The organism is Staphylococcus schweitzeri, from assembly GCF_002902405.1.
Taxonomy (GTDB): domain Bacteria; phylum Bacillota; class Bacilli; order Staphylococcales; family Staphylococcaceae; genus Staphylococcus; species Staphylococcus schweitzeri.
In genome coordinates, this window is record NZ_PPQS01000051.1 from 187,381 (window position 1) to 214,346 (window position 26,966).

General features: G+C 31.0%; 42 protein-coding genes and 2 pseudogenes. 39 read left to right on the plus strand and 5 right to left on the minus strand.

The window, feature by feature from the left end; translation table 11 throughout:
* Window positions 1-8 precede the first annotated feature (8 nt).
* A complete protein-coding gene (miaA, locus tag CD116_RS13320) occupies window positions 9-944 on the plus strand; it encodes a tRNA (adenosine(37)-N6)-dimethylallyltransferase MiaA (protein ID WP_078101701.1) in 936 nt (311 codons plus the stop codon).
* 14 nt (window positions 945-958) lie between these two features.
* Window positions 959-1,192 (plus strand): RNA chaperone Hfq, encoded by a 234-nt coding sequence (gene hfq, locus CD116_RS13325; RefSeq protein WP_047528869.1) that lies wholly within the window; start codon window positions 959-961, stop codon window positions 1,190-1,192.
* 219 nt (window positions 1,193-1,411) lie between these two features.
* Here the strand turns inward: hfq and CD116_RS13330 are convergent, their stop codons facing one another.
* The gene (locus CD116_RS13330; protein ID WP_047528867.1) at window positions 1,412-1,888 is read right to left on the minus strand and encodes a glutathione peroxidase; all 477 of its coding nucleotides are present in this window, start codon (window positions 1,886-1,888) and stop codon (window positions 1,412-1,414) included.
* Window positions 1,889-1,999: 111 nt separating this feature from the next.
* Between CD116_RS13330 and hflX the strand changes: the two genes are divergently transcribed.
* The 4 genes from hflX to glnA all read left to right on the plus strand — a co-directional run bounded on the left by hflX (window position 2,000) and on the right by glnA (window position 6,464).
* Window positions 2,000-3,241 carry a GTPase HflX gene (gene hflX, locus CD116_RS13335; RefSeq protein ID WP_047528865.1) on the plus strand — a complete coding sequence of 414 codons (1,242 nt, stop codon included), beginning with the start codon at window positions 2,000-2,002 and terminating at the stop codon, window positions 3,239-3,241.
* A 15-nt stretch (window positions 3,242-3,256) separates the two neighbouring features.
* Window positions 3,257-4,495: a methionine gamma-lyase family protein gene (locus CD116_RS13340; RefSeq protein WP_047549468.1), complete on the plus strand. Its 1,239-nt coding sequence runs from the start codon at window positions 3,257-3,259 to the stop codon at window positions 4,493-4,495.
* 241 nt (window positions 4,496-4,736) lie between these two features.
* The gene (locus tag CD116_RS13345) at window positions 4,737-5,105 is read left to right on the plus strand and encodes a MerR family transcriptional regulator (RefSeq protein WP_000624945.1); all 369 of its coding nucleotides are present in this window, start codon (window positions 4,737-4,739) and stop codon (window positions 5,103-5,105) included.
* An 18-nt stretch (window positions 5,106-5,123) separates the two neighbouring features.
* Entirely contained in the window at window positions 5,124-6,464 is a 1,341-nt protein-coding gene (gene glnA, locus CD116_RS13350; protein ID WP_001126603.1) for a type I glutamate--ammonia ligase, read from the plus strand.
* A gap of 139 nt (window positions 6,465-6,603) precedes the next feature.
* On the opposite strand, the gene CD116_RS13355 is transcribed toward glnA, so the two are convergent.
* The 4 genes from CD116_RS13355 to CD116_RS13370 all read right to left on the minus strand — a co-directional run bounded on the left by CD116_RS13355 (window position 6,604) and on the right by CD116_RS13370 (window position 9,389).
* Window positions 6,604-7,731, minus strand: a complete 1,128-nt coding sequence (locus tag CD116_RS13355; RefSeq protein WP_047549465.1) for a site-specific integrase — start codon at window positions 7,729-7,731, stop codon at window positions 6,604-6,606.
* 52 nt (window positions 7,732-7,783) lie between these two features.
* Window positions 7,784-8,479, minus strand: coding sequence for an Ltp family lipoprotein (locus CD116_RS13360; RefSeq protein WP_047549462.1), 696 nt, complete (start codon window positions 8,477-8,479; stop codon window positions 7,784-7,786).
* Between the two features lie 11 nt (window positions 8,480-8,490).
* Window positions 8,491-8,874 (minus strand): hypothetical protein, encoded by a 384-nt coding sequence (locus tag CD116_RS13365; RefSeq protein ID WP_047549458.1) that lies wholly within the window; start codon window positions 8,872-8,874, stop codon window positions 8,491-8,493.
* 146 nt (window positions 8,875-9,020) lie between these two features.
* Window positions 9,021-9,389 (minus strand): helix-turn-helix domain-containing protein, encoded by a 369-nt coding sequence (locus CD116_RS13370; RefSeq protein ID WP_047549455.1) that lies wholly within the window; start codon window positions 9,387-9,389, stop codon window positions 9,021-9,023.
* A gap of 151 nt (window positions 9,390-9,540) precedes the next feature.
* On the opposite strand from CD116_RS13370, the gene CD116_RS13375 reads away from it, so the two are divergent.
* The 33 genes and pseudogenes from CD116_RS13375 to CD116_RS13535 all read left to right on the plus strand — a co-directional run bounded on the left by CD116_RS13375 (window position 9,541) and on the right by CD116_RS13535 (window position 26,953).
* Window positions 9,541-9,750, plus strand: a complete 210-nt coding sequence (locus CD116_RS13375) for a helix-turn-helix domain-containing protein (protein WP_047549452.1) — start codon at window positions 9,541-9,543, stop codon at window positions 9,748-9,750.
* A gap of 43 nt (window positions 9,751-9,793) precedes the next feature.
* Window positions 9,794-10,069, plus strand: a complete 276-nt coding sequence (locus CD116_RS13380) for a hypothetical protein (protein ID WP_000932237.1) — start codon at window positions 9,794-9,796, stop codon at window positions 10,067-10,069.
* Between the two features lie 170 nt (window positions 10,070-10,239).
* A complete protein-coding gene (locus CD116_RS13385) occupies window positions 10,240-10,401 on the plus strand; it encodes a DUF1270 family protein (RefSeq protein WP_000072840.1) in 162 nt (53 codons plus the stop codon).
* 86 nt (window positions 10,402-10,487) lie between these two features.
* Window positions 10,488-10,805 carry a DUF2482 family protein gene (locus CD116_RS13390; protein WP_047549448.1) on the plus strand — a complete coding sequence of 106 codons (318 nt, stop codon included), beginning with the start codon at window positions 10,488-10,490 and terminating at the stop codon, window positions 10,803-10,805.
* On the plus strand, window positions 10,795-11,061 hold the full coding sequence (locus CD116_RS13395) for a hypothetical protein (RefSeq protein WP_000786634.1): 267 nt from the start codon (window positions 10,795-10,797) through the stop codon (window positions 11,059-11,061). The genes CD116_RS13390 and CD116_RS13395 overlap by 11 nt, the downstream gene beginning before the upstream one ends.
* Window positions 11,062-11,065: 4 nt before the next feature.
* Window positions 11,066-11,602 carry a host-nuclease inhibitor Gam family protein gene (locus CD116_RS13400; RefSeq protein WP_047549445.1) on the plus strand — a complete coding sequence of 179 codons (537 nt, stop codon included), beginning with the start codon at window positions 11,066-11,068 and terminating at the stop codon, window positions 11,600-11,602.
* Window positions 11,603-12,382: an ATP-binding protein gene (locus CD116_RS13405; protein ID WP_047549443.1), complete on the plus strand. Its 780-nt coding sequence runs from the start codon at window positions 11,603-11,605 to the stop codon at window positions 12,380-12,382.
* A 26-nt stretch (window positions 12,383-12,408) separates the two neighbouring features.
* On the plus strand, window positions 12,409-12,957 hold the full coding sequence (locus CD116_RS13410; protein ID WP_047549440.1) for a hypothetical protein: 549 nt from the start codon (window positions 12,409-12,411) through the stop codon (window positions 12,955-12,957).
* A gap of 13 nt (window positions 12,958-12,970) precedes the next feature.
* The gene (locus CD116_RS13415) at window positions 12,971-13,951 is read left to right on the plus strand and encodes a DnaD domain protein (RefSeq protein ID WP_047549438.1); all 981 of its coding nucleotides are present in this window, start codon (window positions 12,971-12,973) and stop codon (window positions 13,949-13,951) included.
* Between the two features lie 51 nt (window positions 13,952-14,002).
* The gene (locus tag CD116_RS13420) at window positions 14,003-14,242 is read left to right on the plus strand and encodes an SAV1978 family virulence-associated passenger protein (protein ID WP_047549672.1); all 240 of its coding nucleotides are present in this window, start codon (window positions 14,003-14,005) and stop codon (window positions 14,240-14,242) included.
* Window positions 14,243-14,257: 15 nt separating this feature from the next.
* Window positions 14,258-14,416 carry a hypothetical protein gene (locus CD116_RS13425; RefSeq protein ID WP_047528840.1) on the plus strand — a complete coding sequence of 53 codons (159 nt, stop codon included), beginning with the start codon at window positions 14,258-14,260 and terminating at the stop codon, window positions 14,414-14,416.
* Between the two features lie 5 nt (window positions 14,417-14,421).
* The gene (locus CD116_RS13430; protein ID WP_047528838.1) at window positions 14,422-14,733 is read left to right on the plus strand and encodes a hypothetical protein; all 312 of its coding nucleotides are present in this window, start codon (window positions 14,422-14,424) and stop codon (window positions 14,731-14,733) included.
* Window positions 14,726-15,256 carry a MazG-like family protein gene (locus CD116_RS13435; RefSeq protein WP_047549434.1) on the plus strand — a complete coding sequence of 177 codons (531 nt, stop codon included), beginning with the start codon at window positions 14,726-14,728 and terminating at the stop codon, window positions 15,254-15,256. Before CD116_RS13430 ends, CD116_RS13435 begins: the two co-directional genes overlap by 8 nt.
* A 141-nt stretch (window positions 15,257-15,397) precedes the next feature.
* Window positions 15,398-15,493 (plus strand): annotated as a pseudogene (locus CD116_RS13680) (DUF1381 domain-containing protein); the annotation flags it as partial.
* Window positions 15,494-15,501: 8 nt separating this feature from the next.
* The gene (locus CD116_RS13440) at window positions 15,502-15,966 is read left to right on the plus strand and encodes a hypothetical protein (protein ID WP_047549431.1); all 465 of its coding nucleotides are present in this window, start codon (window positions 15,502-15,504) and stop codon (window positions 15,964-15,966) included.
* 276 nt (window positions 15,967-16,242) lie between these two features.
* Window positions 16,243-16,731, plus strand: a complete 489-nt coding sequence (locus tag CD116_RS13450; protein WP_047549429.1) for a sigma factor-like helix-turn-helix DNA-binding protein — start codon at window positions 16,243-16,245, stop codon at window positions 16,729-16,731.
* A gap of 218 nt (window positions 16,732-16,949) precedes the next feature.
* Entirely contained in the window at window positions 16,950-17,135 is a 186-nt protein-coding gene (locus tag CD116_RS13455; protein WP_047549427.1) for a type II toxin-antitoxin system HicA family toxin, read from the plus strand.
* A 35-nt stretch (window positions 17,136-17,170) separates the two neighbouring features.
* A complete protein-coding gene (locus tag CD116_RS13460) occupies window positions 17,171-17,566 on the plus strand; it encodes a type II toxin-antitoxin system HicB family antitoxin (protein WP_047447319.1) in 396 nt (131 codons plus the stop codon).
* 61 nt (window positions 17,567-17,627) lie between these two features.
* A complete protein-coding gene (locus CD116_RS13465; RefSeq protein WP_047549423.1) occupies window positions 17,628-18,056 on the plus strand; it encodes a helix-turn-helix domain-containing protein in 429 nt (142 codons plus the stop codon).
* On the plus strand, window positions 18,043-19,317 hold the full coding sequence (locus CD116_RS13470; RefSeq protein WP_047549420.1) for a PBSX family phage terminase large subunit: 1,275 nt from the start codon (window positions 18,043-18,045) through the stop codon (window positions 19,315-19,317). Before CD116_RS13465 ends, CD116_RS13470 begins: the two co-directional genes overlap by 14 nt.
* A 12-nt stretch (window positions 19,318-19,329) precedes the next feature.
* The gene (locus CD116_RS13475) at window positions 19,330-20,778 is read left to right on the plus strand and encodes a phage portal protein (protein WP_047549417.1); all 1,449 of its coding nucleotides are present in this window, start codon (window positions 19,330-19,332) and stop codon (window positions 20,776-20,778) included.
* Entirely contained in the window at window positions 20,768-22,114 is a 1,347-nt protein-coding gene (locus CD116_RS13480; protein ID WP_047549414.1) for a polymorphic toxin type 50 domain-containing protein, read from the plus strand. The genes CD116_RS13475 and CD116_RS13480 overlap by 11 nt, the downstream gene beginning before the upstream one ends.
* Window positions 22,115-22,120: 6 nt before the next feature.
* A complete protein-coding gene (locus CD116_RS13485; RefSeq protein WP_047528819.1) occupies window positions 22,121-22,312 on the plus strand; it encodes a hypothetical protein in 192 nt (63 codons plus the stop codon).
* 67 nt (window positions 22,313-22,379) lie between these two features.
* Window positions 22,380-22,509: pseudogene (locus CD116_RS13490) on the plus strand (hypothetical protein).
* Window positions 22,476-23,054: a DUF4355 domain-containing protein gene (locus CD116_RS13495; RefSeq protein ID WP_047549411.1), complete on the plus strand. Its 579-nt coding sequence runs from the start codon at window positions 22,476-22,478 to the stop codon at window positions 23,052-23,054. Before CD116_RS13490 ends, CD116_RS13495 begins: the two are co-directional and overlap by 34 nt.
* Before the next feature lie 18 nt (window positions 23,055-23,072).
* Window positions 23,073-23,972 carry a hypothetical protein gene (locus tag CD116_RS13500; protein WP_047549408.1) on the plus strand — a complete coding sequence of 300 codons (900 nt, stop codon included), beginning with the start codon at window positions 23,073-23,075 and terminating at the stop codon, window positions 23,970-23,972.
* An 80-nt stretch (window positions 23,973-24,052) separates the two neighbouring features.
* The gene (locus tag CD116_RS13505; RefSeq protein WP_051981574.1) at window positions 24,053-24,574 is read left to right on the plus strand and encodes an Ig-like domain-containing protein; all 522 of its coding nucleotides are present in this window, start codon (window positions 24,053-24,055) and stop codon (window positions 24,572-24,574) included.
* A complete protein-coding gene (locus CD116_RS13510; protein WP_047549405.1) occupies window positions 24,549-24,878 on the plus strand; it encodes a phage head-tail connector protein in 330 nt (109 codons plus the stop codon). The genes CD116_RS13505 and CD116_RS13510 overlap by 26 nt, the downstream gene beginning before the upstream one ends.
* Window positions 24,878-25,180: a hypothetical protein gene (locus tag CD116_RS13515; protein ID WP_047447293.1), complete on the plus strand. Its 303-nt coding sequence runs from the start codon at window positions 24,878-24,880 to the stop codon at window positions 25,178-25,180. Before CD116_RS13510 ends, CD116_RS13515 begins: the two co-directional genes overlap by 1 nt.
* A complete protein-coding gene (locus tag CD116_RS13520; RefSeq protein WP_047528807.1) occupies window positions 25,181-25,531 on the plus strand; it encodes an HK97-gp10 family putative phage morphogenesis protein in 351 nt (116 codons plus the stop codon).
* A 9-nt stretch (window positions 25,532-25,540) separates the two neighbouring features.
* On the plus strand, window positions 25,541-25,936 hold the full coding sequence (locus CD116_RS13525) for a hypothetical protein (protein ID WP_047528805.1): 396 nt from the start codon (window positions 25,541-25,543) through the stop codon (window positions 25,934-25,936).
* 11 nt (window positions 25,937-25,947) lie between these two features.
* A complete protein-coding gene (locus tag CD116_RS13530) occupies window positions 25,948-26,547 on the plus strand; it encodes a phage major tail protein, TP901-1 family (protein WP_047447284.1) in 600 nt (199 codons plus the stop codon).
* 61 nt (window positions 26,548-26,608) lie between these two features.
* Window positions 26,609-26,953: a tail assembly chaperone gene (locus CD116_RS13535; RefSeq protein ID WP_047447276.1), complete on the plus strand. Its 345-nt coding sequence runs from the start codon at window positions 26,609-26,611 to the stop codon at window positions 26,951-26,953.
* Window positions 26,954-26,966 lie beyond the last annotated feature (13 nt).

Genomic DNA, 26,966 nt, shown 5'->3' on the forward strand with positions numbered 1-26,966 from the left:
AATTAAATATGAATAGAGAGAAGCCCTTTATTGTGGTTATAGTAGGTCCGACTGCTTCTGGAAAAACTGAACTTAGCATTGAACTTGCTAAAAGAATCGATGGAGAAATAATAAGTGGAGATTCAATGCAAGTATATAAGCATATGGATATCGGAACAGCAAAGGTAACGCCTGAAGAAATGGATGGTGTACCACATCATTTAATTGATATTTTAAATCCTGATGATGCATTTTCCGCATTCGCATTTAAAAATTTAGCTGAAGCGTTAATCAATGATATTACGAGCAGAGGTAAAATTCCCATTATTGCTGGTGGTACGGGATTATATATTCAGTCATTAATTTATAATTATGAATTAGAAGATGAAACAATAACACCCGATGAAGAAAAAATTGTAAAGAAAAAAATGAAAGAAATTGAACAATTAGATAATCAACAATTGCATGATTATTTAGCACAATTTGATGCAATGTCTGCTGAAAATATTCATAAAAACAATCGACAAAGAGTGTTGCGTGCTATTGAATATTATTTTAAAACAAAAAAACTTTTAAGTAATCGTAAGAAAGTGCAACAATTTACTGAAAATTATGATACATTATTAATAGGGATTGAAATGTCGCGTAAAACATTATATTCAAGAATAAATAAACGTGTTGATATTATGTTGGATCACGGATTATTTAAAGAAGTGCAACAACTTGTTGAACAAGGCTATGAATCTTGCCAAAGTATGCAAGCTATTGGATATAAAGAATTAATACCTGTGATTAACGGACAAATGATTTATGAAGATGCTGTCAATGAATTAAAGCAACATTCACGCCAATATGCAAAACGACAAATGACATGGTTCAAGAATAAAATGAGTGTTCATTGGTTAAATAAAGAAAATATGTCACTTCAAATGATGTTAGATGAGATTACAACCCAGATTAAGTAAAAGGAGTCCGACAGATGATTGCAAATGAAAACATCCAAGACAAAGCACTAGAGAATTTTAAAGTAAACCAAACTGAAGTAACGGTATTCTTTCTAAACGGTTTCCAAATGAAAGGTGTAATTGAAGAATTCGACAAGTATGTCGTAAGCTTAAATTCTCAAGGCAAACAACACTTGATTTACAAACATGCGATCAGCACTTACACAGTAGAATCTGAAGCTCAAGCGTCTACTAATAGTGAAGAATAAGTTGTAATCATATGTGTATGAAATTATAGTTTATGCACATAAAACTTGATGTATGACAAATAGATATAGAATTGAAGTCATATGAGTCATCAATGATTTGATGTTTAAATGACATGATACAATAAAGGAATGTTTGTAATAAAAACGCTTCATTTAAAATAGAGTCAACATGAGACACGATATTAAATGAAGCGTTTTATTATTGAAAAGTTTAATAAATTATAATAACTTTTCGATTTCTTTTTCAATTTGAATAGGTTTTTTCTGGGGTGCAAATCGTTTAACAACGTTCCCTTCACGGTCAACTAAAAACTTAGTGAAGTTCCATTTAATCTTTTCATTAAAGAAACCGTGCTGTGCAGCAGTTAAGTATTTGAATAAAGGAAATTGATGCTCGCCTTTTACGTCAATTTTTTGATGCATAGGGAAAGTGACACCATAGTTTAATTTACAGTTTTGAGCAGCTTCTTCACCTGAACCAGGTTCTTGATTACCAAATTGATTACAAGGGAAACCTAAAACGACAAATCCTTTTTCTTTATATTTCTCATAAAGTGCTTGTAAACCTTCAAATTGTGAAGTGAAAGCACACTCGCTTGCTGTATTGACAATCAGCATAACGTCGCCTCTATACTCTTCTAATTTGTATGTAACACCTTTATTTGTTTCTACTACAAAATCATATATCGTCTCCATTGAATCATCCTTTCAACATACTTAAAATGTACCACAAAATCGCACAATAGTCTTTAGTAAAACTCTGTGATAGAATACTTTGAGTAGGAATTTATTAAGGAGATGTATAACATGGCTCAGCAACAAATTCATGATACTAAAAATAAACTAGAAAAAGCTGTTTTAGTCGGTGTACATGCTCAAGATGATAAGCAATTTAATTTTGAGTCAACGATGGAAGAATTATCATCATTATCAGAAACTTGCCAACTTGAAGTATTAGGACAAATAACTCAAAATCGTGATCATGTAGATCGTAAATACTATGTTGGTAAAGGTAAAATTGAAGAAATTCAAGCATTTATTGAATTTAAAGATATAGATGTAGTTATTACAAATGATGAATTAACGACTGCACAATCTAAATCATTAAATGAAGCTTTAGGTGTAAAAATTATTGATAGAACTCAGTTGATCCTTGAAATATTCGCATTAAGAGCACGAAGCAAAGAAGGTAAGTTACAAGTAGAACTAGCACAACTTGATTATTTACTACCTAGATTACAAGGACATGGTAAAAGTTTATCGCGGTTAGGTGGTGGCATTGGTACTAGAGGTCCTGGTGAAACGAAGTTAGAGATGGATCGAAGACATATTCGGACTCGTATGAATGAAATTAAACATCAATTACAAACAGTTGAAGATCATCGTGAAAGATATCGCAATAAAAGAAATCAAAATCAAGTGTTTCAAGTAGCTTTAGTAGGCTATACCAATGCTGGCAAATCATCATGGTTTAATGTTTTAGCAAATGAAGAAACATATGAAAAAGATCAATTGTTTGCGACTCTAGATCCAAAAACACGACAAATACAAATCAATGATGGATTTAATTTAATTATTTCAGATACTGTCGGTTTTATACAAAAACTGCCTACAACGCTAATTGCAGCCTTTAAATCAACTTTAGAAGAAGCGAAAGGCGCAGATTTATTAGTACACGTGGTTGATAGTAGTCATCCCGAATATCGTTCGCAATATGATACAGTTAATGATTTAATTGAGCGATTAGATATGAAAAATATACCTCAAATTGTGATTTTTAATAAAAAGGATTTATGTAAACAAGCATTAAATAGACCTGCTAGTGATTTGCCCAATGTTTTTGTTTCTTCTAAAAATGATTTAGATAAACGACTAGTTAAGGAATTATTTATCGAAGAAATAAAAAGACAATTAACATATTATGATGAAACTGTTACTGCAAATAATGCAGATAGATTATACTTTTTAAAGCAACATACTTTAGTGACAGATCTTAAATTTGATGAGATTGAAGATGTTTATCGTATACAAGGTTTTAAAAAACAATAAAAGGACGAATTTTAAATGAAAGATATAAGTAAGTTAGTCGCTGACGTCGAATCATCGTTAGCACCGTATTTTAAAGAAATTGAAGAAACAGCATATATTAACCAAGAAAAAGTGTTAGATGCATTTCATTATGTCAAAGCTAGTGAAAGTGATTTGCAAGGGTCAACAGGATACGGGTATGATGACTTTGGACGTGATCATTTAGAAGAAATATATGCACAGACATTTAAAGCGGAAGATGCCATTGTGCGTCCGCAAATCATTTCAGGTACACATGCGATTACTATTGCATTACAAAGTTTATTAAAACATGGTGATGAACTGATTTATATCACAGGTAGCCCGTATGACACATTACTTGAAGTCATTGGTGTAAACGGAAACGGGATTGAAAGTTTAAAGGAACACGGGGTAGCGTATAAAGATATTGCGCTTAAAGAAGGTAAGATTGATATTGAAAAAGTGTTGGAAGGTATTACGGAACGAACTAAAGTCATTGCGATTCAACGTTCGAAAGGGTATGATCAAAGACCATCCATTCCTCTTGTTGAAATTGAACATGCAATTAAGATGGTGAAAGAAGCGCATCCTAATGTTTTAATATTTGTGGATAACTGTTATGGAGAATTTGTTGAAAGACGTGAACCTATTGAATGTGGCGCAGATTTAATGGCAGGGTCGTTGATTAAGAATCCTGGCGGTGGTTTAGCTAAAATCGGTGGTTATATTGCTGGTAGAAAAGATTTAATTGAACGATGTGGTTATAGATTGACAGCACCAGGTATTGGTAAAGAAGCGGGTGCATCTCTAAATGTATTACTGGAAATGTATCAAGGCTTCTTTTTAGCACCACATGTTGTCAGTCAAAGTCTTAAAGGTGCATTGTTTACTAGTCTATTATTAGAAAAAATGAATATGAACACGACGCCTAAATACTACGAAAAACGAACTGATTTAATTCAAACAGTTAAATTTGACACAAAGGAACAAATGATTTCATTTTGTCAGAGTATTCAACATGCATCTCCAATCAATGCGCATTTTAGTCCGGAACCTAGTTATATGCCGGGATATGAAGATGATGTTATTATGGCAGCAGGTACATTTATTCAAGGCTCATCAATTGAATTGTCTGCTGATGGTCCAATACGACCACCATACGAAGCATATGTCCAAGGCGGATTAACATATGAACACGTTAAAATTGCTGTGACAAGAGCTGTTAAACAATTAAAAGAAAAAGGGCTAATATAATTGATTAAATTTCACCTAAATGATTTTGTATTATGGGTGGAATTTTTTTGTGAAAATTTATCAGATTATTTTTAAAAATAGAAAAATATTCCTGGTGTAGGTTTCTTTATGGAATATAAGAAGTGTCAATCACAGTGATATCAATGTTTTGAGGTATATGTTAGAAAACCTAACATATTTTTGAAATCCCTAAAAAATTATGATAAGTTATTAACAAGTTCAAAAGTAGAGGAGAGGAACAATGATATCGAATGATGCAATCAGACGAAATATGGCTGTCTTCTCTATGAGTGTAGTAAGTAAGTTAACGGATTTAACGCCAAGGCAAATTCGTTATTATGAAACACATGAACTCATCAAACCTGAAAGAACAGAAGGTCAAAAACGTCTGTTCTCACTCAATGATTTGGAAAGATTACTAGAAATTAAATCACTTTTAGAAAAAGGATTTAATATCAAAGGGATTAAACAAATCATTTATGACTCACAAGAGCATTTAACAACTGATGAACAAGAGATAAGAAAAAAGATGATTGTAGATGCCACGCAAAAGCCTATTGGAGAAACTTTGCCAATAAATCGTGGTGATTTATCCCGATTTATTAAATAAAATTTGGAGGATTTTAAAATGCCAAAACGTACTTTCACTAAAGACGATATTCGTAAATTTGCAGAAGAGGAAAATGTAAGATATTTAAGATTACAATTCACTGATATTTTAGGAACAATTAAAAACGTTGAAGTACCAGTAAGCCAATTAGAAAAAGTACTTGATAACGAAATGATGTTTGACGGTTCATCTATCGAAGGTTTCGTACGTATCGAAGAATCTGACATGTATTTACATCCAGATTTAGATACTTGGGTAATCTTCCCATGGACTGCTGGTCAAGGTAAAGTAGCACGTTTAATTTGTGATGTATATAAAACAGATGGTACGCCATTTGAAGGGGATCCACGTGCAAACTTAAAACGTGTATTAAAAGAAATGGAAGATTTGGGCTTCACAGACTTTAACTTAGGACCAGAACCAGAATTCTTCTTGTTCAAGTTGGATGAAAAAGGGGAACCAACTTTAGAACTTAACGATGATGGTGGATATTTCGATTTAGCACCTACTGATTTAGGTGAAAACTGCCGTCGTGATATCGTTCTAGAATTAGAGGATATGGGCTTCGATATCGAAGCAAGTCATCATGAAGTTGCACCTGGTCAACATGAAATTGACTTTAAATATGCGGATGCAGTTACAGCATGTGATAACATCCAAACCTTTAAATTGGTTGTTAAAACAATTGCGCGTAAGCATAATTTACATGCAACTTTCATGCCTAAACCATTATTTGGTGTGAACGGTAGCGGTATGCACTTTAACGTTTCATTATTCAAAGGTAAAGAAAATGCCTTCTTTGATCCGAATACTGAAATGGGCTTAACAGAAACAGCTTACCAATTTACAGCTGGTGTACTTAAAAACGCACGTGGATTTACAGCGGTATGTAATCCATTAGTAAACTCATACAAACGTTTAGTACCTGGTTATGAAGCACCATGTTATATTGCATGGAGCGGTAAAAACCGTTCACCATTAATCCGTGTACCATCTTCAAGAGGATTATCAACTCGTATTGAAGTGCGTTCAGTTGACCCAGCCGCGAACCCATACATGGCATTAGCTGCAATTTTAGAAGCTGGTTTAGACGGAATTAAAAATAAATTAAAAGTTCCAGAACCTGTTAACCAAAATATTTACGAAATGAACCGTGAAGAACGTGAAGCAGTAGGCATTCAAGACTTACCTTCAACACTTTACACAGCATTAAAAGCAATGCGTGAAAATGAAGTTATTAAAAAAGCATTAGGAAATCACATCTATAATCAATTTATTAATTCTAAATCTATTGAATGGGATTATTACAGAACTCAAGTATCTGAATGGGAAAGAGATCAGTACATGAAGCAATATTAATACGCTAAACAATGATGGGAAATCAGTAATATCAAGGGCTAGAGCAATTTGCTTTAGCTCTTTTTTGATTAAACTGGGCAACTTTTTAAGGTGTAAAATGTTCCTTTCGTTACTACTGGGCAACTTTTGGGAACCTTAATCAAAAAACATCACGTATATATTTCTCGAAATTTTCTTTTGCCGTATGATTCATTTTCTCAGTGACATGACTATAAATGTTGCTTGTTATGAATTCACTTTTGTGACCTAATCGCTCCTGAATTACTTTCATAGGCACATTACTTTCAAGTAACAATGTTGCATGTGTATGTCGTAATTTATGTATGCTTAGTTCATTGCCTTTCCCTAATATTTTACTTGTTACATATTTCATTGTATTGTGGGTAGTAGAACGTGGAAGTGGATCGCCAAATTCATTACAAAACATAAAATCATAATCAGTGTAATATAATTCGCTATTTGCTATTTTGTTTGCATTTTGAAGCGTTCTCAATTTGAATAATTCCTTTGCTAATTTGTCACTTATAAATATGATTCTATTTTCCTTATTTTTGGTAGGACCAAATATTTTTCTTTTTTGATCATACGACTTTGTAATTGATAATGTTTTATACTTTCTGTCATAATCATTCCAATTAAGTGCGTTTGCCTCACCGATTCGCATACCTGTTTCTATAAGTGTTCTAAATAAAAAGTACTGATAAATATCCCGCTTTTTAACCATTTCTAAAAAAGGTTTAATTTTATCGCTAGGTAAATATTTAGCTTTTTCCTTTTCTTTTAAATTTTTATGATGTAATGAAATACCATCACATGGATTAAAATAAATGATTCTATCATATTTAGCACGTTCCATTGCACGTTTCATCAAATGATGTGTTTTTGATAGCGTTGATTTACTGTAACCACGTTGAATTAACGTATTTATGAATTTTTGGTGCATCGAAGGTGTAATGTTTTTAATGTTTATGTTAGGGTCATAGATGTCTAATAATCGTTTCTTTGAATATAATTCAATATTATAGGTGCTATCGTTAATCTTATCTTTTCGCCAAGTCTCTAAGTAATAGTCGAGCCATTTTTCAAGTGTATAATTCATGTTTTCTTTATAACCATTTTTAATATTTAACTCAACTTCTAAAGCTGCTTTTTTTGCTTCCGCTTTTGTTCTAAATCCAGATTTGCTTATAACTTTTTTTGTTCCCAATGAATCTTTATATTGAACTTTATACCGCCATTTATTACCTCTTTTTTCAAATGATGCCATATTGGTTACCTCCCTAAAATGAATAAAAGGGCAGGAATTCTGCCCAATTAAATTATTTGTCTAAGTGGTCGATTGCATATTGTGCTTCTGATGGTGTAAATCGTCCTCCGTATTCCGAAATTAATTGATCATAAATTTCTCTGGTAGACATATTTAAACTTTTGGCATATGTTTTAGCACTTTCTAATGCGTTTTTATTATAGTCAGCTTTTAAATGATCTATTGCGTATTGCGCATCATCTTCAGAAAATTTGTTTCCATATTCTGATGTTAATTGATGAAATATGTCTTGTTTTGATAAATGTAAGTGTTCTGAATAAAACTCTGCTTGTTTTAAAGCTGCTTTTTGGTCACGAGTCGTACTGTCATCTGTGCTAGAACTAGAGCTTGTACTTGAACTATCAGATGTTCCTTTTGTACTCGTGTCAAACCATTCTTGATATTTACCATTTGTTTGTTCTTTTGCTTTTTCGTGATTCTCTTCATCTTTATCAGTGATACTGTCAGATTTATTGCTTTCACTACTTGAATCTGAATTCGTTATATAAGTTCTAGGCATTTGATTTTGTGCTATATAATTTATACTAGCTAGAGTAATAACAGCTATAAATACAGTAATTATTGTCCTAACTAAAGACGGCCATTTGCTGAATTTCCACATTAAAAATAAGCCTAAAGGAAATAGGAATAAAAGTGATAAAACAATAAACCACTCTTGTTTGTACCATGATGTTGATTCTTGTTGCATTTAAACGCCTCCTAAATAATTTCTTGATGAATACTTAATAAATCGGTTTTGAACATATTGAGAAAATGTAAATCTGAGTACTTAACTTTATAGAAGTATATTGTTAGTAAGATGTCTGTTACAGGCACTTTAAAATAAGCGCTTAACTGAGGTATAGTTTTGCAGTCATGTAAGTATATTGCTTGTTTAATTTGATTTAAGGGGATTAATAATTCAAAATCATGACAGTGGTAGTGATATAAAGACATTGGTTCTTTAATTTCACTCGTTGATGTAGATGATGATAAATGCTTATTAATATATAAATCATTACCTATAATCAGACATTCTAATTTATCCGGCATCTCAATATATTTAATTTTTATATCATCCATCAACTCCTTGTATTGATGCATAATTTCACTCCTTTATTAAATTTTGATTTATATTTCGGTAGTTATCATCTCCAATTAACAGAAGTTTAATTATGCATAATTTGATATATAAAAAAAGAAAGACGTAGTAATACTAATACAATGATTAGTAAAATGAGCGTCTTTCTTTATTTATCGCTATTTGAATTTGTATTTCTTTTACTTTTAATATATTCGATGAAGTTCACGATTTCTTTCATCTCAGAGTCACTAACATCTTCGCTTACATGTGCGGTTATTTTATCTTTGTTTGAAAGATTGTTTTTAACTCCCGAACTATTACTATTATAAAGTTCATCTAATGATATTTTGAAGTATTCTGCTATTAATTTAGCAGAACTAAGTCTAGGTTCCTCTTTTTCATTCTCCCACTTAGATATTTTACTTTTAGTAAAATTCGATTGTTTGGGGAATGTAGTATTAAGATTGTTTGCTAATTGATCCATTGTCAATTTGTGTTGCTTACGCATTTTCCTTATGCCTTCACCAATTCCCACAAAATCACTCCAAGTTCTATTTGATATTTAAAGTATATAGAATTCGTTTCGAAAAAACAACATTTATTTTCAAAAAGTAATTGACTTCGAAACAGATGTAGTATAAATTATATTTAAGTTATCGTTTTCGAAACAAAAAGGAGGCTTGATAATGAATAAAGAAAAAACACATCCATACTATAAAGTGAAAGCAATAATTATAGGCAGAGGTTTAAAACAGAAAGACATTGCTAATAAGATTGGTATGAATGCATCTTTGTTTAATATTAAATTAAATAGGATTAATGGTAGAGATTTTAAAACAGGAGAAGCCAAGAGATTAGCTGAAGTTTTAAATATTAAAATTGATGATTTTTTTTAGCACTAAAGTTTCGAAAACAATAACTCGGGAAGGAGTGCACAACATGCTAAATATTCAACTGAATGAAGCAATAATTAACGAATTAGTACAAAAGAAAGTTGATGAAATCTTAAGTACCTACAAGAGGCAAGTTGCAACCGTAGATATTAAAGATTTAGTGGAGATTACAGGTTTAAGTAAAGCAACGCTAATACAAAAGATAGTCTATGAACCTGAAATTGTAGCAGTGACAAGACGAGTAGGCACTAGAGTGTTATACCTTTATCCGCAAGTATTAGATGCTTATCAAACGCTAATCAATCGAATTGGAGGACATTAACCACATGAATAATAGTCAATTATTCAAAAACGAAACAGAACGAGCTGATTGTATGAAAAAAATTCTATACGATCAACTGAAAATAAAACTAGAGAACGAGAAAGTTATACAAATTAAGGATTTAAAAAGAATTTTAAAAACACACAATCGACGACTGAGGGAGGATGCGAATGTCTAACACATATAAAAGTTACATCATAGCAGTAATGTGTATAACAATTTTAGCAATTTGTTTAATGCCATTTCTGTACTTCACGACAGCATGGGTAATTGCTGCGAGTACTGGCATTGCAATATTCATTTTCTATGATGAGTATTTTTTTAGAGAATAAAAAAACTGACTGCTAACGGCAATTAGCAATCAGAAATTAAAAAACAATTAACAAATAAAGTATATCAATTTTGGGGGAAGACAACAATGAAAAATGAATTTAAGAACATGAGCAGACAAGAATTAAGAGATTTATTGGCTGAAAAGAATGGAGAATTGTTTGAATTAGTGAATGAAATCAATAAAGAAACTGAATTTGCCGTTTTACTTTTTTCAACTGTAGGGGTTAGTAATGGACATACTACATCATCGTCACATTGTGCGCTTGGGGATATTGTAGATCTTGCTGATTTATTGAATAACGAAAATGATTACCACGATATCGCTAATGTTATCGAAATGTATAAATTAAAAAAATTTTTAGGTATAGATGACGACAAGGATGATGACAGCAATGAAGAATGATGCTAATGAAAAGATGTTTGTTCTATATCAACAACTATTTGATGAGTTTAAGAAAACAAATGAAAACTGCTTGTTGGAAATCGAACAGACACCAACCTCACAGATTATTATTAATTTTTTACATTATCACGATAGTTATAAAACAAATAATAAGTTATTACAGATATTAGAAGTATATCCAGAGTCACATGAACGGATGAAGAACTATATTATATCGGTAATGCGTGGGCAGATATTAGTTAAGAAAGGTGTTTAGTTTTATGAATGAATTACAAGCACGAGAACTAGAAACATTTGAACAAGATGACTGGTTTCAAGTCACAGATTTAAATAGCGCTAACTGGGTTTTTAAAAAATTAGACGCAATTACAATAAAAGAGAATGAAATTAATGAACTGGCAAACAGTGAAATCGAACGTATAAATTTATGGCGCGATAAAGAAATTGAGAAATTACAAAGTAATAAGGAATACCTTCAAAGTCTTGTGATTGAGTATTTCAGAATTGAAAAAGAGAAAGATAAAAAATTTAAGTTAAATACGCCATATGGCAAAGTAACCTCTCGAAAAGGGGCAAAAGTGATACAAGTTAGTAACGAAAACAAAGTTATTGAACAGCTTGAACAACGTGGACTGAATGACTATGTAAAATTGACAAAAAAACTTAGTCAATCAGAGATTAAGAAAGATTTCAATGTAACTGAAAATGGCACGTTGATTGATGTGAATGGCGAGATTTTAGAGGGCGTTAGAATTATCGAAAAACCAACATCTTACACAGTTAAGGTGGGAGAATAGATGGCTGGAAAAACTATTCAAGGCGTCGATATTTTAAAGCAACTAGGTGTGAAAGATATCAGCAAACAAAATGCTAATAAGTTTTATAAATTCGCTATTTACGGAAGATTCGGGACTGGTAAAACTACATTTTTAACCAAAGATAATAATGCTTTAGTACTAGATATAAACGAAGATGGGACAACGGTAACTGAAGATGGTGCAGTTGTACAAATCAAAAATTATGAGCATTTTAGGACAGTAATTCAATTGTTACCAAAAGTTATAGAACAGCTTAGGGAAAATGGCAAACAAATCGATGTTGTAGTAATAGAGACTATTCAGAAGTTGAGAGATATTACGATTGAGAATGTCATGAAAGGTAAGATTAAAAAACCGACATTTAATGATTGGGGCGAGTGTGCTTCACGAATTGTAAGTATTTATCGATATATTTCTAAATTACAAGAGCAGTACCAATTTCATCTTGCTATAAGCGGGCATGAGGGCATCAATAAAGATAAAGATGATGAGGGTAGTACTATCAATCCAACAATCACGATAGAGGCACAAGACCAAATTAGAAAAGCAATTATTAGCCAATCTGACGTGTTAGCAAGAATGACAATTGAAGAGAATGAACAAGACGGCGAAAAATCTTATCAATATGTACTTAACGCAGAACCATCAGATTTATTTGAGACTAAGATAAGACATGCTAGCAATATAACAATTTCAAGTAAAAAATTCGTTAATCCTAGTATTAATGATGTAGTCCAAGCAATCAGAAATGGAAACTAGAAATTAACTAAAGGCGGTAAAAAATCATGAAAATTAGAGGTAGAGCACTATACATTCAAGAAACTAATCAAGAGGCATTCATGAAAGGCGGAGACTTTTTAGGAGCTGGAGAATTTACAGTGAAAGTTGCAAATGTCGAGTTTAACGACAGAGAAAACAGATACTTCACAATTATTTTTGAAAACAACGAAGGTAAACAATACAAACACAACCAATTTGTTCCACCATTCCAACAAGATTTTCAAGAAAAACAATATATCGAGTTACTTAGTAGATTAGGAATTAAATTGAACTTACCTGATTTAACTTTTGACACTAATCAATTAATTAACAAAATCGGAACTATTGTGTTGAAAAATAAGTTTAATGAGGAACAAGGTAAATACTTTGTAAGACTTTCATATGTAAAAGTTTGGAATAAGGGCGATGAAGTAGTTAATAAACCAGAACCTAAAACTGATGAGATGAAACAAATAGAACAGCAAGCAAATGGGAAACAGACGCCAATGAGCCAGCAAAGTAACTTGTTTGCTAATGCACCTATAGTTATAAATGACGATGATTTACCGTTCTAATGAGGTGATTTAAATGGCTGGCTGGATAAAAATACATCGTAAAATTATAGACCATTGGATTTGGACGGATTCTAAGAGACTAAAATGGTGGCTGGATTTATTACTGTTAACCAATCATTCAGACAAAAAGGTAATGTTAGGGGGCAAAATAGTTGTTTTAAAGCGTGGTTCTTTTCATACATCAGAATTAAAATTATCTGAACGATGGAGCGTATCTAGAAATACAGTTAGAAATTATTTGAACGCGTTAGAAAAAGACAACATGATAACCACTAAAAAGACAAAAAACGGAACAACTATAATAGTGCATAACTACGGTATTTATCAAGATAATGATGATTATAAAAAACAACAGACTGAACAACTAAGTGAACAACAAAATGAACAACAGAGTGAACAAAAGAATGAACAACAAACTATACAACAAACTGAACAAAAGAATGAACAACGTACTGAACAAAAGAAAGACAATAGACTGAACAAATCACTGAACAAGACTAAAGAATTAAAGAATATAAAGAATGATAAGAAGGTAAAGAATGATAAGAAGGAGAAGAAGGAGAAGAAGGAGAAGAATAATTATAAAGCCTTCGACTTCTTCCAAGATAACGGATTTGGGTTTATCACTCAATATATTGTTGAAGACATAAATTATTATCTAGATGCTTTTTGTCAAGACTCGGATGAGATTTTGATTGCTGCTCTAAAGATAGCCAAGGACAGAAATAAAGTTAATTGGGGATACGCTAAAAGTATTTTAAACTCTTGGTTACAAATGAATCTAAACAACTACGATCAAATTAAAGCTTATGAAGCTCAATATAAAGCCACGAAAAAAATGCAGAATAAGCAAAAAGAAAATTATAAGTCTAAAGAAAAGACGCCAAGTTGGTTAACCAATCAAAATCAAAATACAGTTGTCGAAGTTGATGAAGAATTTGAAAAAGACAGGGCTGAATTTTTTAAAAAATTGAATGCTCATTGGGGTGATTAGTTGTTAAGTCTAAATAATACTTGTGGCGATACAACAACAAATCGACAATATATGCTTAGAAAAAATCAAAATTTGATTAAACAATTTTTCGACAGTAAACAATATTTATACCAAGCAGATAGAAAAGTTGCTCATGTTCATGTAGTAAATGACATATATTTTCTTCACGGTCATCACAAAACGATGTTTAAAGGCGTGAAAAAGACATTTAATAACAAATTTGAATTAGCTAGCTACATTGAATGCAACGAATTGTATTTCGAAAAAGCAAAACAACTTAGTTTGTTTTAGAAGACAGAGGTATCAATGAAAAAATTTAATGGTCAAATCACATACACTGGCATGATTGAAGAGGCTATCGAGGCTGAAAGTTTAGAAGAAGCAGAAATTGAAGCGCATGATATTGCGAGAATGGAAGTACCATTTGATTGTGATGAATATGAAATTAATGTAGAGGAGGAATAGGAATAATGAAAACATATCCAGCATTAGCATTTGAACATAAAGACGAATCAGGCGTATACATTGGTGAATTTGATGTGTGGTGCCAAGATTTAGATGAGGCAATACTATTTGCAAATAAAGACGGAAGTAAACCGGATAAAAAGAAAGCTAAAGAAATCTTTTTGAGGGAAGAAAAAAATTTGAGTGATATCTTAAAGGAACGTTACGGAGATGATGCAATTCAAAATTACAGACCAAGTGAATGGTTTAAAACATGTAATTTAGTAGATGTTGAAATTAGTGAAGAAAAATTTAAGGAGTTGCTTAATAATGACTAATTCATTAACTATTGATGAATTAATTGGAAAAGTAGAACAATGGAGTGTTGACCGTAATATAAATCATGCAAGCCCCTTAAAGCAGTTTGATAAGTTGGTCGAAGAACATGGAGAACTAGTACGAGGATTAAATAAACAAGATATGCAATTAATTAAAGATAGTATAGGTGACATGTTTGTTGTATTAATAATCATGATGCAACAAATTAAAGGCAATATTAAATTAGCGTTAAGCCTATCTGATTTCGGTGAAGGAGAGGTTAATACTTTAAATTATATTAAATCACTATTTTACTTAGGTGAAAAACTAGATGATTTTATGTCTGATAATAATAATGGCAATTTGTTTAGTGAAATTCAAACTTTGATTACAAACATTACCTATTTACTTAAAGAAACGGCATACAAAAATAGCTCCGATTTAAGAACATGTTTAGCACATGCCTATGATGAAATCAAAAACAGGAAAGGCAAAATGATTGATGGTAAATTCGTAAAAGACTCAGATTTAAAATGCGATTAAAATGCTACAAAGATTTAATGAGGTGTTTCAAAAATGAAGTCAATAGAGTTTGCAAGTAACGTGCAAGTGATATAACCCCGAAATAAAAGCGGAATTTAAGTAAAATGCAAGTAACGTGCAAATGAAAGAGGTGTCGAGTAAGTGGCACAATACTTAGTCACAACATTCAAAGAGTCAACAGGACGTAAATATACACACATAACTAGAGCTAAGAGCAATCAAAGATTTAATGAGGTGTCGCAAAAATGAAGTCTATAGCAACCTTAGAAGCGGAACAATATTTATATGATTCACTGATCATAGACAAAATGGGAATGTGTGGATGTCACGAGGTAGTTATTGGGCGTAAGCCTCTTACACATGGGCGTGAAATCGTGGACTTTTTAACCTATGATACTAGAAATATTTTTAGAGCATATGAAATTAAAGTATCAAAAGCAGATTTAAAGAGTTCAGCTAAATTGTCTTTTGTAGCTCATTATAATTACTTAGTTTTACCGAGAAACCTATATGAAGAAGTAAAGCACACGGATTTGAGTTCAATTCTAAAACAAGAAAATGTAGGCATTGTCATTATAGGTGAGGGCATTATACGTAAATCTGGTAGAAAAACATTAACAATGGGAGATAACGTTATGCTCATGGATAGTTTGAACTGCGCGTTAAATAGAGAGAATGTAAAGATTAGAAGAGGAAAGAGGTTATCATGAATGATTTTATTGAACTTAACATTTATGATTTTGACAATAATTTTATTTTATACATGCAAATATATCGTTAATAAATATATCAGAATGATTGCAATTTTATTATTTACTGTTTGTTTAAGTCTCGCAATCACATTAGGATTTGGATTTAACTTTATCGAGTATATATTAACAATATTTTTAATGATTATCTTTATTGAATTAATAGAACTCGATATTTATTTAAAACGTAATTAGCCATTAGACTTTTTATTAATGCTTACATCGAGGAGATACATCATGAAAGACTTGCTAATTGAATATAGGAAAACGAGACTTTGCGTACTCAATAAAATAAAATCACTTGAAAATAAAGTAGATGAAGAGGATAAATTAAGTATTTACAAAGATATATTAAAAGACATTGATTATACAATTGAATGGTTAACATGTGGACACGAACCAGGCAATTATAACGCAATAGATAGAAGTCAATGCTACTTAGTAGATAATGATGTGATCAATAAGGCTTTTAGCGAATCAATGTATAAAAAGAATTCAGATATTGAATACAAAGATATAATTAAGGATGTTAATAATAAAGTGAGCTACGCACTGATGAAGTTAACACCTAAAGAACTAGAGTGTTTTATTATGGTCAAATGTGAGGGGCTTACTTATAAAGCATCTGCTTGTTTATTAAATTTGAAAATAGGCAGTGTACAAAACTATATTAAAAGAGCTGAAATTAAAATAAAAAATGAACTTGAAACAAATTTATTTTTATAGTGATTTTTTGTCTTATGTTTGATACATATGTAGAAGATTAAATAATCTTTGTTTTGGTCTCCTCCAATTTTTATTGCCTATCTGAGCTACGACTTAGATAGGCTTATTGATTTTAATTATTAAAGCAATTAGCGTAAGGGTAGTGTATAAATAATTTAGATAAAAATATACCGACAAATTTCGGCATATGTTAAAATATATGTAGGAGGTAAATCACAATGAGCTCGTCGAAAGAAATTATTAAAAGAATTGAGCAGAGTGGCTGGTACTTAGTTAGAGTGGTTGGAAGTCACCATCACTTTAAACATCCAATAATTACTGGTTTAGTAACTGTTCCACATCCTAAAAAAGATTTGCCTCGCGGAACAGAGCGTTCAATTCTTAAGCAAGCGGGACTCATATAGTCCCCTTGTTTTCTTCTAAAAATGGAGGGATATATATGAAATATCATTTTTATGCGGTTTTAGAGAAAGAAGATAAATACTATAACGTTTATTATCCAGATTTACCGGGCGCTATAACATTTGGTAATAATTTAGAAGATGCAATTCACATGGCAAAAGATGCACTTGAAGGACATTTACTTGTTTTAGAAGATTCCGGAGAGATTATTCCAAAAGCATCTGATTATAAAACACTATCTAATAAATTAGCTGAAAATGAACAGCTTCAATTGGTAACAGCAGATACACATCTTATCAGAATAAAAGAAGAAAATAAAACTGTAAATAAAATGGTTACCTTACCAAAGTACATGGTAATTTTGGGTAAAGAAAAAGGGATAAACTTTAGTCAAACTTTGCAAAGAGCTTTAAAAGATGAATTGAATATATAGTGTGAACTTACGACGTGTCATTTCTATTGATGCGTCTTTTTTATAAGGTGTGTGATAATAGTTGGTTAGAATTGGACTTTATGAAAAGCTGGATATAGTAAATAAATTAGGATTAGTAGAAGGTTGGAAACGCGATGGTTTAACAGATGAACAAATTGCTAGAAATTTAGGCGTTTCCAAACATACTTTAATTAAATGGAAAAAGAATATACCAGACTTTCTAGACGCCATAAAAAAGGGCAAAGAGGTATCAGATTATGAATTAGAGAACGCACTACATAAAAGAGCGGTTGGCTATTATTATGAAGAAGAAACCGTTACTAATAAAGGTGATGTGGTAAAAATCAAGAAATATGAACATGCTAATCCTACATCACTAATATTCGCTCTCAAGAATAGATTACCTCATAAATATAGAGATAAAGTGGAACAAGAAATCACTCAGAAAAATATTGAAATCAATATTGGTGAATATAATGACGACGATTAAATTAAATATTAAATATCCTAATAAGGTGTTTAATAAAAATATATTCGAAATTATTAACGATTATTCACACGTTACAGAAGTACATTATGGTGGTGGATCAAGTGGTAAATCACATGGCGTTGTTCAAAAAGTAGTATTAAAAGCATTGAAAAAATGGAAATATCCTAGGAAAGTATTATGGCTTAGAAAAGTACAAGCAACTATTACTGATAGCTTATTTGAAGATGTGAGAAGTTGTTTAATTTCCTTCAAAATATGGGACTTATGCAAATGGAATAAAACTGATAACAAAGTAGTGCTTCCAAATGGCGCTATTTTTTTATTTAAAGGATTAGATAATCCAGAAAAAATTAAATCTATTAAAGCAGTTTCAGATATTGTGATGGAAGAAGCGTCTGAGTTTACTTTAGATGATTACACACAATTGACACTTCGTTTAAGAGAAAGAAAACACTTGAACAAACAAATTTTTTTAATGTTTAACCCAGTATCAAAATTAAATTGGGTTTATAAAGCATTTTTTGGAACTAGTAATCCATTAAAAGATGTATTGATTAGGCAATCAAGTTATAAGGATAATAAATTTTTAGATGATATGACTAAAGATACGCTAGAACAACTTGCTAATAGAAATCCAGCCTATTACAAAATATATGCGTTAGGAGAGTTCGCTACATTAGATAAATTAGTTTTTCCAAAATATGAAAAACGAATCATTAATACTGATGAAATTAGGCACTTACCATCTTATTTTGGATTAGATTTTGGATATATCAACGATCCAAGTGCATTTATTCATGTGAAAGTAGATGTTGAAAATAAGAAACTCTATGTTATTTCAGAGTATGTCAAAAAAGGAATGTTGAACGATGAAATAGCTAAACTTATTAAAAATTTAGGCTTTAGTAAAGAAGTTATAAGTGCAGATTCAGCTGAACAAAAAAGTATAGCTGAGATTAGAAAGCATGGTATAGGAAGAATTAAACCTGCAATCAAAGGTAAAGATAGCATTATGGCCGGAATTCAATTTATTAGTCAATTTGAAATTATAGTTGATGAACGATGTTTTAAAACTATTGAAGAATTAGATAACTATACATGGAAAAAAGATAAAAATACCGGCGAATACTATAACGAACCTGTAGATACATATAATCATTGCATAGATGCACTTCGCTATTCTGTATGTAATTTAATTTTTAAAGATAAGAAAACTGAAAATAAAATAGATGATTTAACAAGGATTAGAAACATGTTCTAAGGAAGTGAACTGATGACGATTTACACCCAAGAAATTAACAACACAAAGTTCTCTAAAACAGCAAATAATGATTTTTTAATCAGTAATGTAGAACAGTTATTAAAAGAAGAAGTATTACTTAGTTTGATAAGTAAGCATAAAACTGAACAAGTACCAAGGTTAGAAATGTTAGAAGATTATTATTTGAACAGAAATACTGATATTTTAACCGATAACCGAAGAATAAATGATTATAGTGATAAAGCTGACCACAGAGCAGTACATAATTATGCTAAGTATGTCACACGCTTTATAGTCGGTTATTTAACTGGTAATCCTATAACAATTACACATAAAGACGAAAATACAAATGAAAAATTAGTTGACCTTAATAAAGTAAATGATGCTGATGCTACAAATAGTGATTTAGCTTTAAATTTATCTATTTATGGTCGAGCGTATGAAATTGTTTATAGAGATACTGATGATAAAGATACATTCAAATTATTAGATAGTAAAAGTACATTTGTTGTATATGACACTTCACTAGATAAAAAGATGATAGCAGGTGTTAGATACTTTAATGTTAAAGATTTTGACAATACACCAATACAGAAAATTGAAATATATACAACAAATAAAATCTATTACATCGAAGTAAAAGGCGGTTCTTTCAATTCTATCGATGAAATACCTCATTACTATAATGATGTGCCAATCATTGAATATTTAAACGATCAATTTAAACAAGGTGACTTTGAAAATGTCATTTCTTTAATTGATTTGTATGATCAAGCACAATCAGATACCGCTAATTATATGACCGATTTAAATGATGCCATGTTAGCTATCGTTGGAAGTATTGAAATAGATGGTGATGAAGCTAAGAAGTTTCGACAAGCTAATATGGTTCATGTCAAACCAAGTATCAATGTCAATGGTTCAGAAGGTAATGCAGATGTTAAGTACATTTATAAACAATATGATGTTAATGGCTCAGAAGCTTATAAAACGAGATTACAAAAAGATATTCACAAATATACGAATACGCCTGATTTAAGCGATGAGAATTTCAGTGGAGTTCAATCTGGTGAATCAATGAAATATAAATTGTTTGGTTTAGAACAAGTTAGAGCTATTAAAGAACGTTTGTTTAAGAAAGGTTTAATGAAAAGATACAAACTATTATTCAATATTCTTAATTTAACTGGTGTACATAAGTATGATTATTCAACAATCGATATTACTTTTACTCCTAATTTACCTAAGTCTTTAAATGAATCAATTGAAGCTTTTAATTCATTAAATGGTGGAGTATCTGAACAAACCAGATTGAAATTGCTACCAATTATTGATAATCCACTTGAAGAAATCAAGAAAATGGAAGATGAACAAAATAAGGTAAAAAAAATTAGTGATAATTCATCATTTAAGGCACCATTTAGCCACGAAAATGAAATGACTGATATAAATGTCAGATAATTTAAAATATTGGCTAGAACGTGCTAAAAACGTCATGGACGCTGAATCTTTAGTTGATGCACAAGCAATAATTGAAATTGAACGTATCATTTTATTGATGTATGCCGAAATTACAAAAGAATTATTAGCCTTTTATGCAAAATATGCCAAAGATACTGGACTGAGTATTCAAGAAGTTAAGAAAATGGCTGATTCATTTGATGTACAAGCATTTAGTAACAAAGCGAAACAATTTGTTGAGCGTAAAGATTTCAGTGAAGAGGCGAATCAATCGCTCAAACAATACAACTTAACGATGAAAATCTCTAGAGAAAAACTGTTAAAGCAGCAGCTAGATTTGATTGTGAAAGATTCTAGTTTAAATCTTCAAAATAAAATTGAGGATAAGCTAAGTGACGCAGTTAATAGAGAAGTAAAGAGACAAGCACATATTCTAGGTGAACATGTTCAAATTGATGACACTGAAGTGAAAGCAGTCGTTAATAGTAATTTCAAAGGTGCTATATGGTCTACTAGATTATGGAATGATATGGAACTTGTTCAAAAGGAAGTTGAAAGGGTAACAAGTCATATCGTAATTCGAGGTCGACACCCTAATGAATTTGTTTCTGAGTTTAAAAAGCAAACCAATTCTACTACTTATAACGCCAGTAGATTGTTAGTAACTGAATCAGCACGTGTACAAACAGAATCACAAAAGATAGCTTATCTTAAAGATTTAGGTGAAGATGGCGAATATAAATATGTTGCCAAAATAGATAGTAAAACATCTAAATTATGTCATTCACTCAATGGTAAAACATTTAAAGTTAAAGATATGGTTCCAGGTGTGAATGCGCCACCTATGCATCCATGGTGTAGAAGCACCACAGTGCCACATGTCGGCAGTTGGCGAGACAAGTTCTTTAAAGAGCGTGAAGGTAAGTATCAAGTAGAGAATAAAGAGTCTGGAAAAGAAAAATTACAAGAAAAAGCTAAAAAAGAAATGCTTGAAATGATAAGTAATGGTAAAATAAAGATGCAATTGAATAATGAAAAACAACAGCGTCATATTTTAAACACAAATGAATATAATAACAAGAAAAATAATTCATCTTTCTTACCCAGTTATATTACAATAGATTCTAATGAAATTGAAAAGATGACTAAAAAAGAATTTATTGATTTTCCAGTTTTGTTTGATGATGAAGGGAATTTCAGAAAAAAACAAGTTATAGATTACAAAAAGATAATAGGTAAGTCTTATGTGAATGGTAAATATATTGAAACGAAATTAGGTAAAGTTCATTATTCTAAAACTGGTTTTCATGTAGTTCCGTATATTAAAAAGGAGTGATTAAATATGAATTTACAGTCATACATAGGCAAATTAGTCAAATTAACGCTTACTAATAATAAAATATTAATTGGAAAAGTGATAGACTTTGATGATAATGTTGATAATTTTGATGGTTATAATTCGATAGAAATTGATACAGGTAACATTACATATGATATATCAGAAAATAAAATTAAAACTATTGTTTTACAATAATAGCATCCTTTCTACATAAATATATAGAAAGTGGTGCTATTTTTTATACTCTTTTTAACCTTCCAATGTGAAGGTTATTTTTTATTGTCCAAAACGTGCTGATGACATTTTAAAAGCAAGTATGGAATACAAAGTCGACAGACTATAAATGGAGGTATGTCTCATGGAGAAAAATGAAAGTAATATTACTGACGTAACTCAGAACGAAGAGCAACTAGACAACAGCGATGAACAATCACAACAGAATGAGAAAACATTTTCTCAAGAAGAAGTATCACAATTGATTAAAGAGCGTATAGCTAGAGAACGAAAAAAATCAGATGAACGTATTAAAGATGCAGTTCAAGAAGCTGAGAAGTTAGCTAAAATGAATCGTGATCAGAAAAATCAATATGAATTAGAAAAATTGATTAAGGAAAATGAAGAATTAAAGGCAGAAAAGGCTTTGTCACAAATGAAAAGTGAGACACGTTCAATGCTTAAAGAAGCTGGTTTAGAAAAATTTGATGATCAAATAGTCAATTTATTAGTTGATTCGGATGCTGGAGAAACGAAGAAAAATGTAGAGGCATTTACTGGATTGTTAAATGAAATGGTTCAAGCGAACGTTGAAAGTGTACTTAGACAAAAATCGCCAGTCAATTCACAAAGAACAGGTTTGAATAAAAATGAAATTTTGGCTATCAAAGATGATATTGAGCGTCAAAAAGCTATTGCTAGTAATTTAAATTTATTTACTTAATTATAGGAGGTATTTTAAATGACATCTGAATATAACTTAACTAATGCGTCTGATTTAGGACAAGTAAAATCAATCGATTTTGCTAATAAACTTGGAAATAATATCAATAAATTATTAGAAGTATTAGGTGTAACAAACAAGATTCCAATGAATGTTGGGACAAACATTAAAATGTACAAATTTAATGTTCAAGAAGCGAGCACTTCTAATGTTGATGAAGGTGATGAAATTCCGTTAACTAAAGTTACACGAGAATTAGTTAATACAATCGAATTAACATTTAGTAAATACCGTAAATCAACAACAGCTGAAGCTATTCAATCACATGGTTTTGATATAGCTGTAAACAAAACTGATAATGAATTATTACGTCACGTTCAAAAGGATATTAGAAATGACTTTGCGCAAATTTTAGGTAATGCAGCAGGTACTGATTATGATACTAGAAAAAAAGCATTGAACGCGAAAAATTTACAAGGAGCCTTAGCAAAAGGTCGTGCGAAGTTATCTACAGTATTGGAAGAAGACTTTACGCCAATCGCATTTGTGAATCCTGATGATTCTGCTGAACATGTCGCAAATGGATTAATTGTTTCTAATGGTTCATTATTCGGAATGGGATTATTAACTAATTATGTAGGTGTAAAGGTGATTGAACTTTCAGATGTGCCAAAAGGGGAAATTTGGATGACAGTATCTGAAAACTTAAATGTTGGTTATGCTAATCCAAAAGGTGAACTAAGTCGCGCATTTAATTTTGCGGTTGATGAAACTGGTTTTGTCGGTGTTTTACATGATATTCAATCAAATCGTTTAACATCCGAAACTACATTGATGTCAGCAGTTAAATTATTCCCTGAAAATATAGATGCAGTGGTAAAAGTTAAAATTAAAGCAGAAAGTCAAACACCCAGCTAAGCCCCAATTTGTTAGAATGTTTCCATTTTATGATGGTGTAGACCTAGTATTAGGATAACTAATAAAAAGGTGGGGTTTTTGTGGAAAAGGATAGATACTTGAAAATTTATAATGGATCTGACCTAATAGCTAAAACTAGAGGATGGAGGACAAGTTATGAAGGCGATAATGAGGATACATTGATAAAAGTTAAAGGCTTAAATCCTGATACAGTCTATCAAGAAGGTGCACTTCAAGCTGTATGGGAAATCGATGGAGTAGAATCTGAAAAAGTTGATATACCGGAGTTTCAGACAGTTTATGTCAAAGCTAAATATTTTTCTTTTAGACGTGAAAAAATGCATGTTCGAGTTAATGAAAGTGAAACCCTATTTCCAGTTGTTGGACCAATAAATGCAACAAATAGTACAAAAACGATGACTTCTAAAAATCCTGATATCGCAACTATTGATGAAAATGGTATTGTTTATGGTATTAGTCCTGGAATTGCTGAAATTGAAGGTTATGCAAATGAAATTCCTGATGAAAAGAAAATTCTTATTGTTAAAGTATTAGCAGAAAATGAGGTATTAGATATTGAAGGATTTTATAAAGACGCTTAAGAAAAGAATTGGTATTGATGATACTAATCAAGATGAACAATTAGAAGTAATTATTGATAATGTTAAACAGGAATTGTTGGCCATGTTACCAACGATTGAAGAAACAGTACCAGAAGAAATTGAATTTATTGTGGTTGAAGTTGCGACTAAGCGCTTTAATAGAATTGGTGCAGAAGGTATGTCATCTGAGGCTCAAGATGGACGTTCCAGTAGTTATGAATCAAATGATTTTGAGGAGTATAAGGGTATTCTAAATAATTTATATTTCAAAGATGAAAAGAAAGGTTTTGTGAATTTTTATTAATGAATTATAAAGATAGAATAACCTTATACTATTATTCAGAATCAAGATATAACCCTGAAACGAAACGTAAAGAAATTAACAAAGATAATTTAGGTACTTTTGCTTGTAACATTAATTCACTAACAGCTGAAAATGTAAGGTTAGAGTTTGGAGAAATTACAAAAGACATCAATGTAGTGCGTATTCCAAAAGTAATTGGCGTAAATCCAACGCATGCATTAATTAACTCCAAACAATATAAAATCGTTAAAGTTAAACATTATCAACGTACGACATCCCTATTCATTAAAGAGGTAACTTAAATGAAAGTTGAATGTACAAAAAAGTTAATCAATAAACTACAAAATATGGTCAATGAAATTGATGATGATGTAGATTTCATATTAAAACGAAATGCACAAGAAGGTGTTGATTTAGCGATTAAAAATGCACAAAAAGCATTTGTAAAAGGATATTGGACTGGTAATTTAGCTCGTATGGTAAAAGTTAAGAAAATTGCACCTAAGCATTATGAAATTGTTTCTAATGCGCATTATAGTGGATATTTAGAGTATGGAACTCGTTATATGTATAAAGAACCATTCATGTTTCCAACTTATTTAGAAATTAAACAGCAAGTGAATGAAGATCTAAACAGATTATTAAATGATTAGGAGTAATGTATGACAATTAAATATACACCCGCTCAATTACTGTATGATGAAATTTTTACATTATTACAAGGATTTGGTATTGACGTTATTGATTTTAAAGATATAACGGAAGTATTACCATATCCTTTTTTTGTGGTAAAAAAATTTAATATCACAAAAACAGATTACACTTTACAATCGTTTCATGGAAAATTGAACGGCATGATTCACGTATGGAGTAAAGCAGATGATTTTGGACAACACAATCAATGTGTTTATTTTGTAGAACAGACTTTATCGCAACCTATAGAAATAGAACATTATCAAATAAAATTAAGAGAATTAACGATTAATACGATTGATGATAATTCTACGGATACATTGCTTCTTCATACAATTATTAATATAGAATTTGAAATATTATAGGAGGTAATGACATGTATAAAGACAGTAAAGATAGAATATATTTATTTAGAAAATGTGGTCAAAAAGTAGATGCTACCAAAATGATGTTTATGACTGAATTTGAAAATGAACTTGAAAATGACTTTGATATCGAAGATACAATGGATGGTAGTTATACAAGTGAAGGATCATTAGAAAATACGCTATCTGCGACGGCCAAGGCTAATTATAGTGACCCTTTATGTGATGAATTTGAAGATGCAGTCCGTGACAAGATTGCTTATGAAGTATGGGAAATTGAAAGTAAAGTGGAAGGTAAAAATGAAAATAGTGGTAAATATAAAGCAAAGTATCATCAAGGCCGCTTCAAAAAGTTTAAACGTAAAGGTGAAAATGGCTCTATTGAAGAGTACGAAGTGGAATTTGCGGTACATGATAAGTATCAAAGAGGTTTTGCCACAATCCCTAGAGAAGTTAGTGATAAATTAGCTCAAGTAGGATATAGATTCCATAATACGACAAAAGATGATTTTGCTGATGATGGATTGGCAACGAAATCAATTCCACAACCGGTTTCAGATGATGTTCCATCGGCAAGTTCAATGAGTAACATAGCAGTTGAATCACATTAATATTAATAAATCCAAATAAGCAGGCAGCTTGCCTGTTTATTTTTTATAGGAAGGTGTAAAAATGGTAACAATTAAAAACGGTAAATATGATTTAGAATTGAAATTTGGATTAGGGGAATTAAATGCAATTGATAGGGCTTTAGGTTATGAAGTACGTGAGATTAACTTAGGTGAAGGATTAGAAACATTATTACCAAAGTTACAATCTGGAAATGTGTTAGCAATTGCAAAAATTATTAAAGCTTGTACAAAGGGACAAAAAGGATATCCGAGAAAAGAAGAAGAATTAGAACATATATTAACAGAGATTGTTGAAACATACGGTTCATTTAAAGCGTTTGGGAAAGTTTTAATTGAAGAATTGGGAAACAAACCTTTAACCCAAGACCTTGTAAAGGTGAAGTGATTAGAAATTCAGA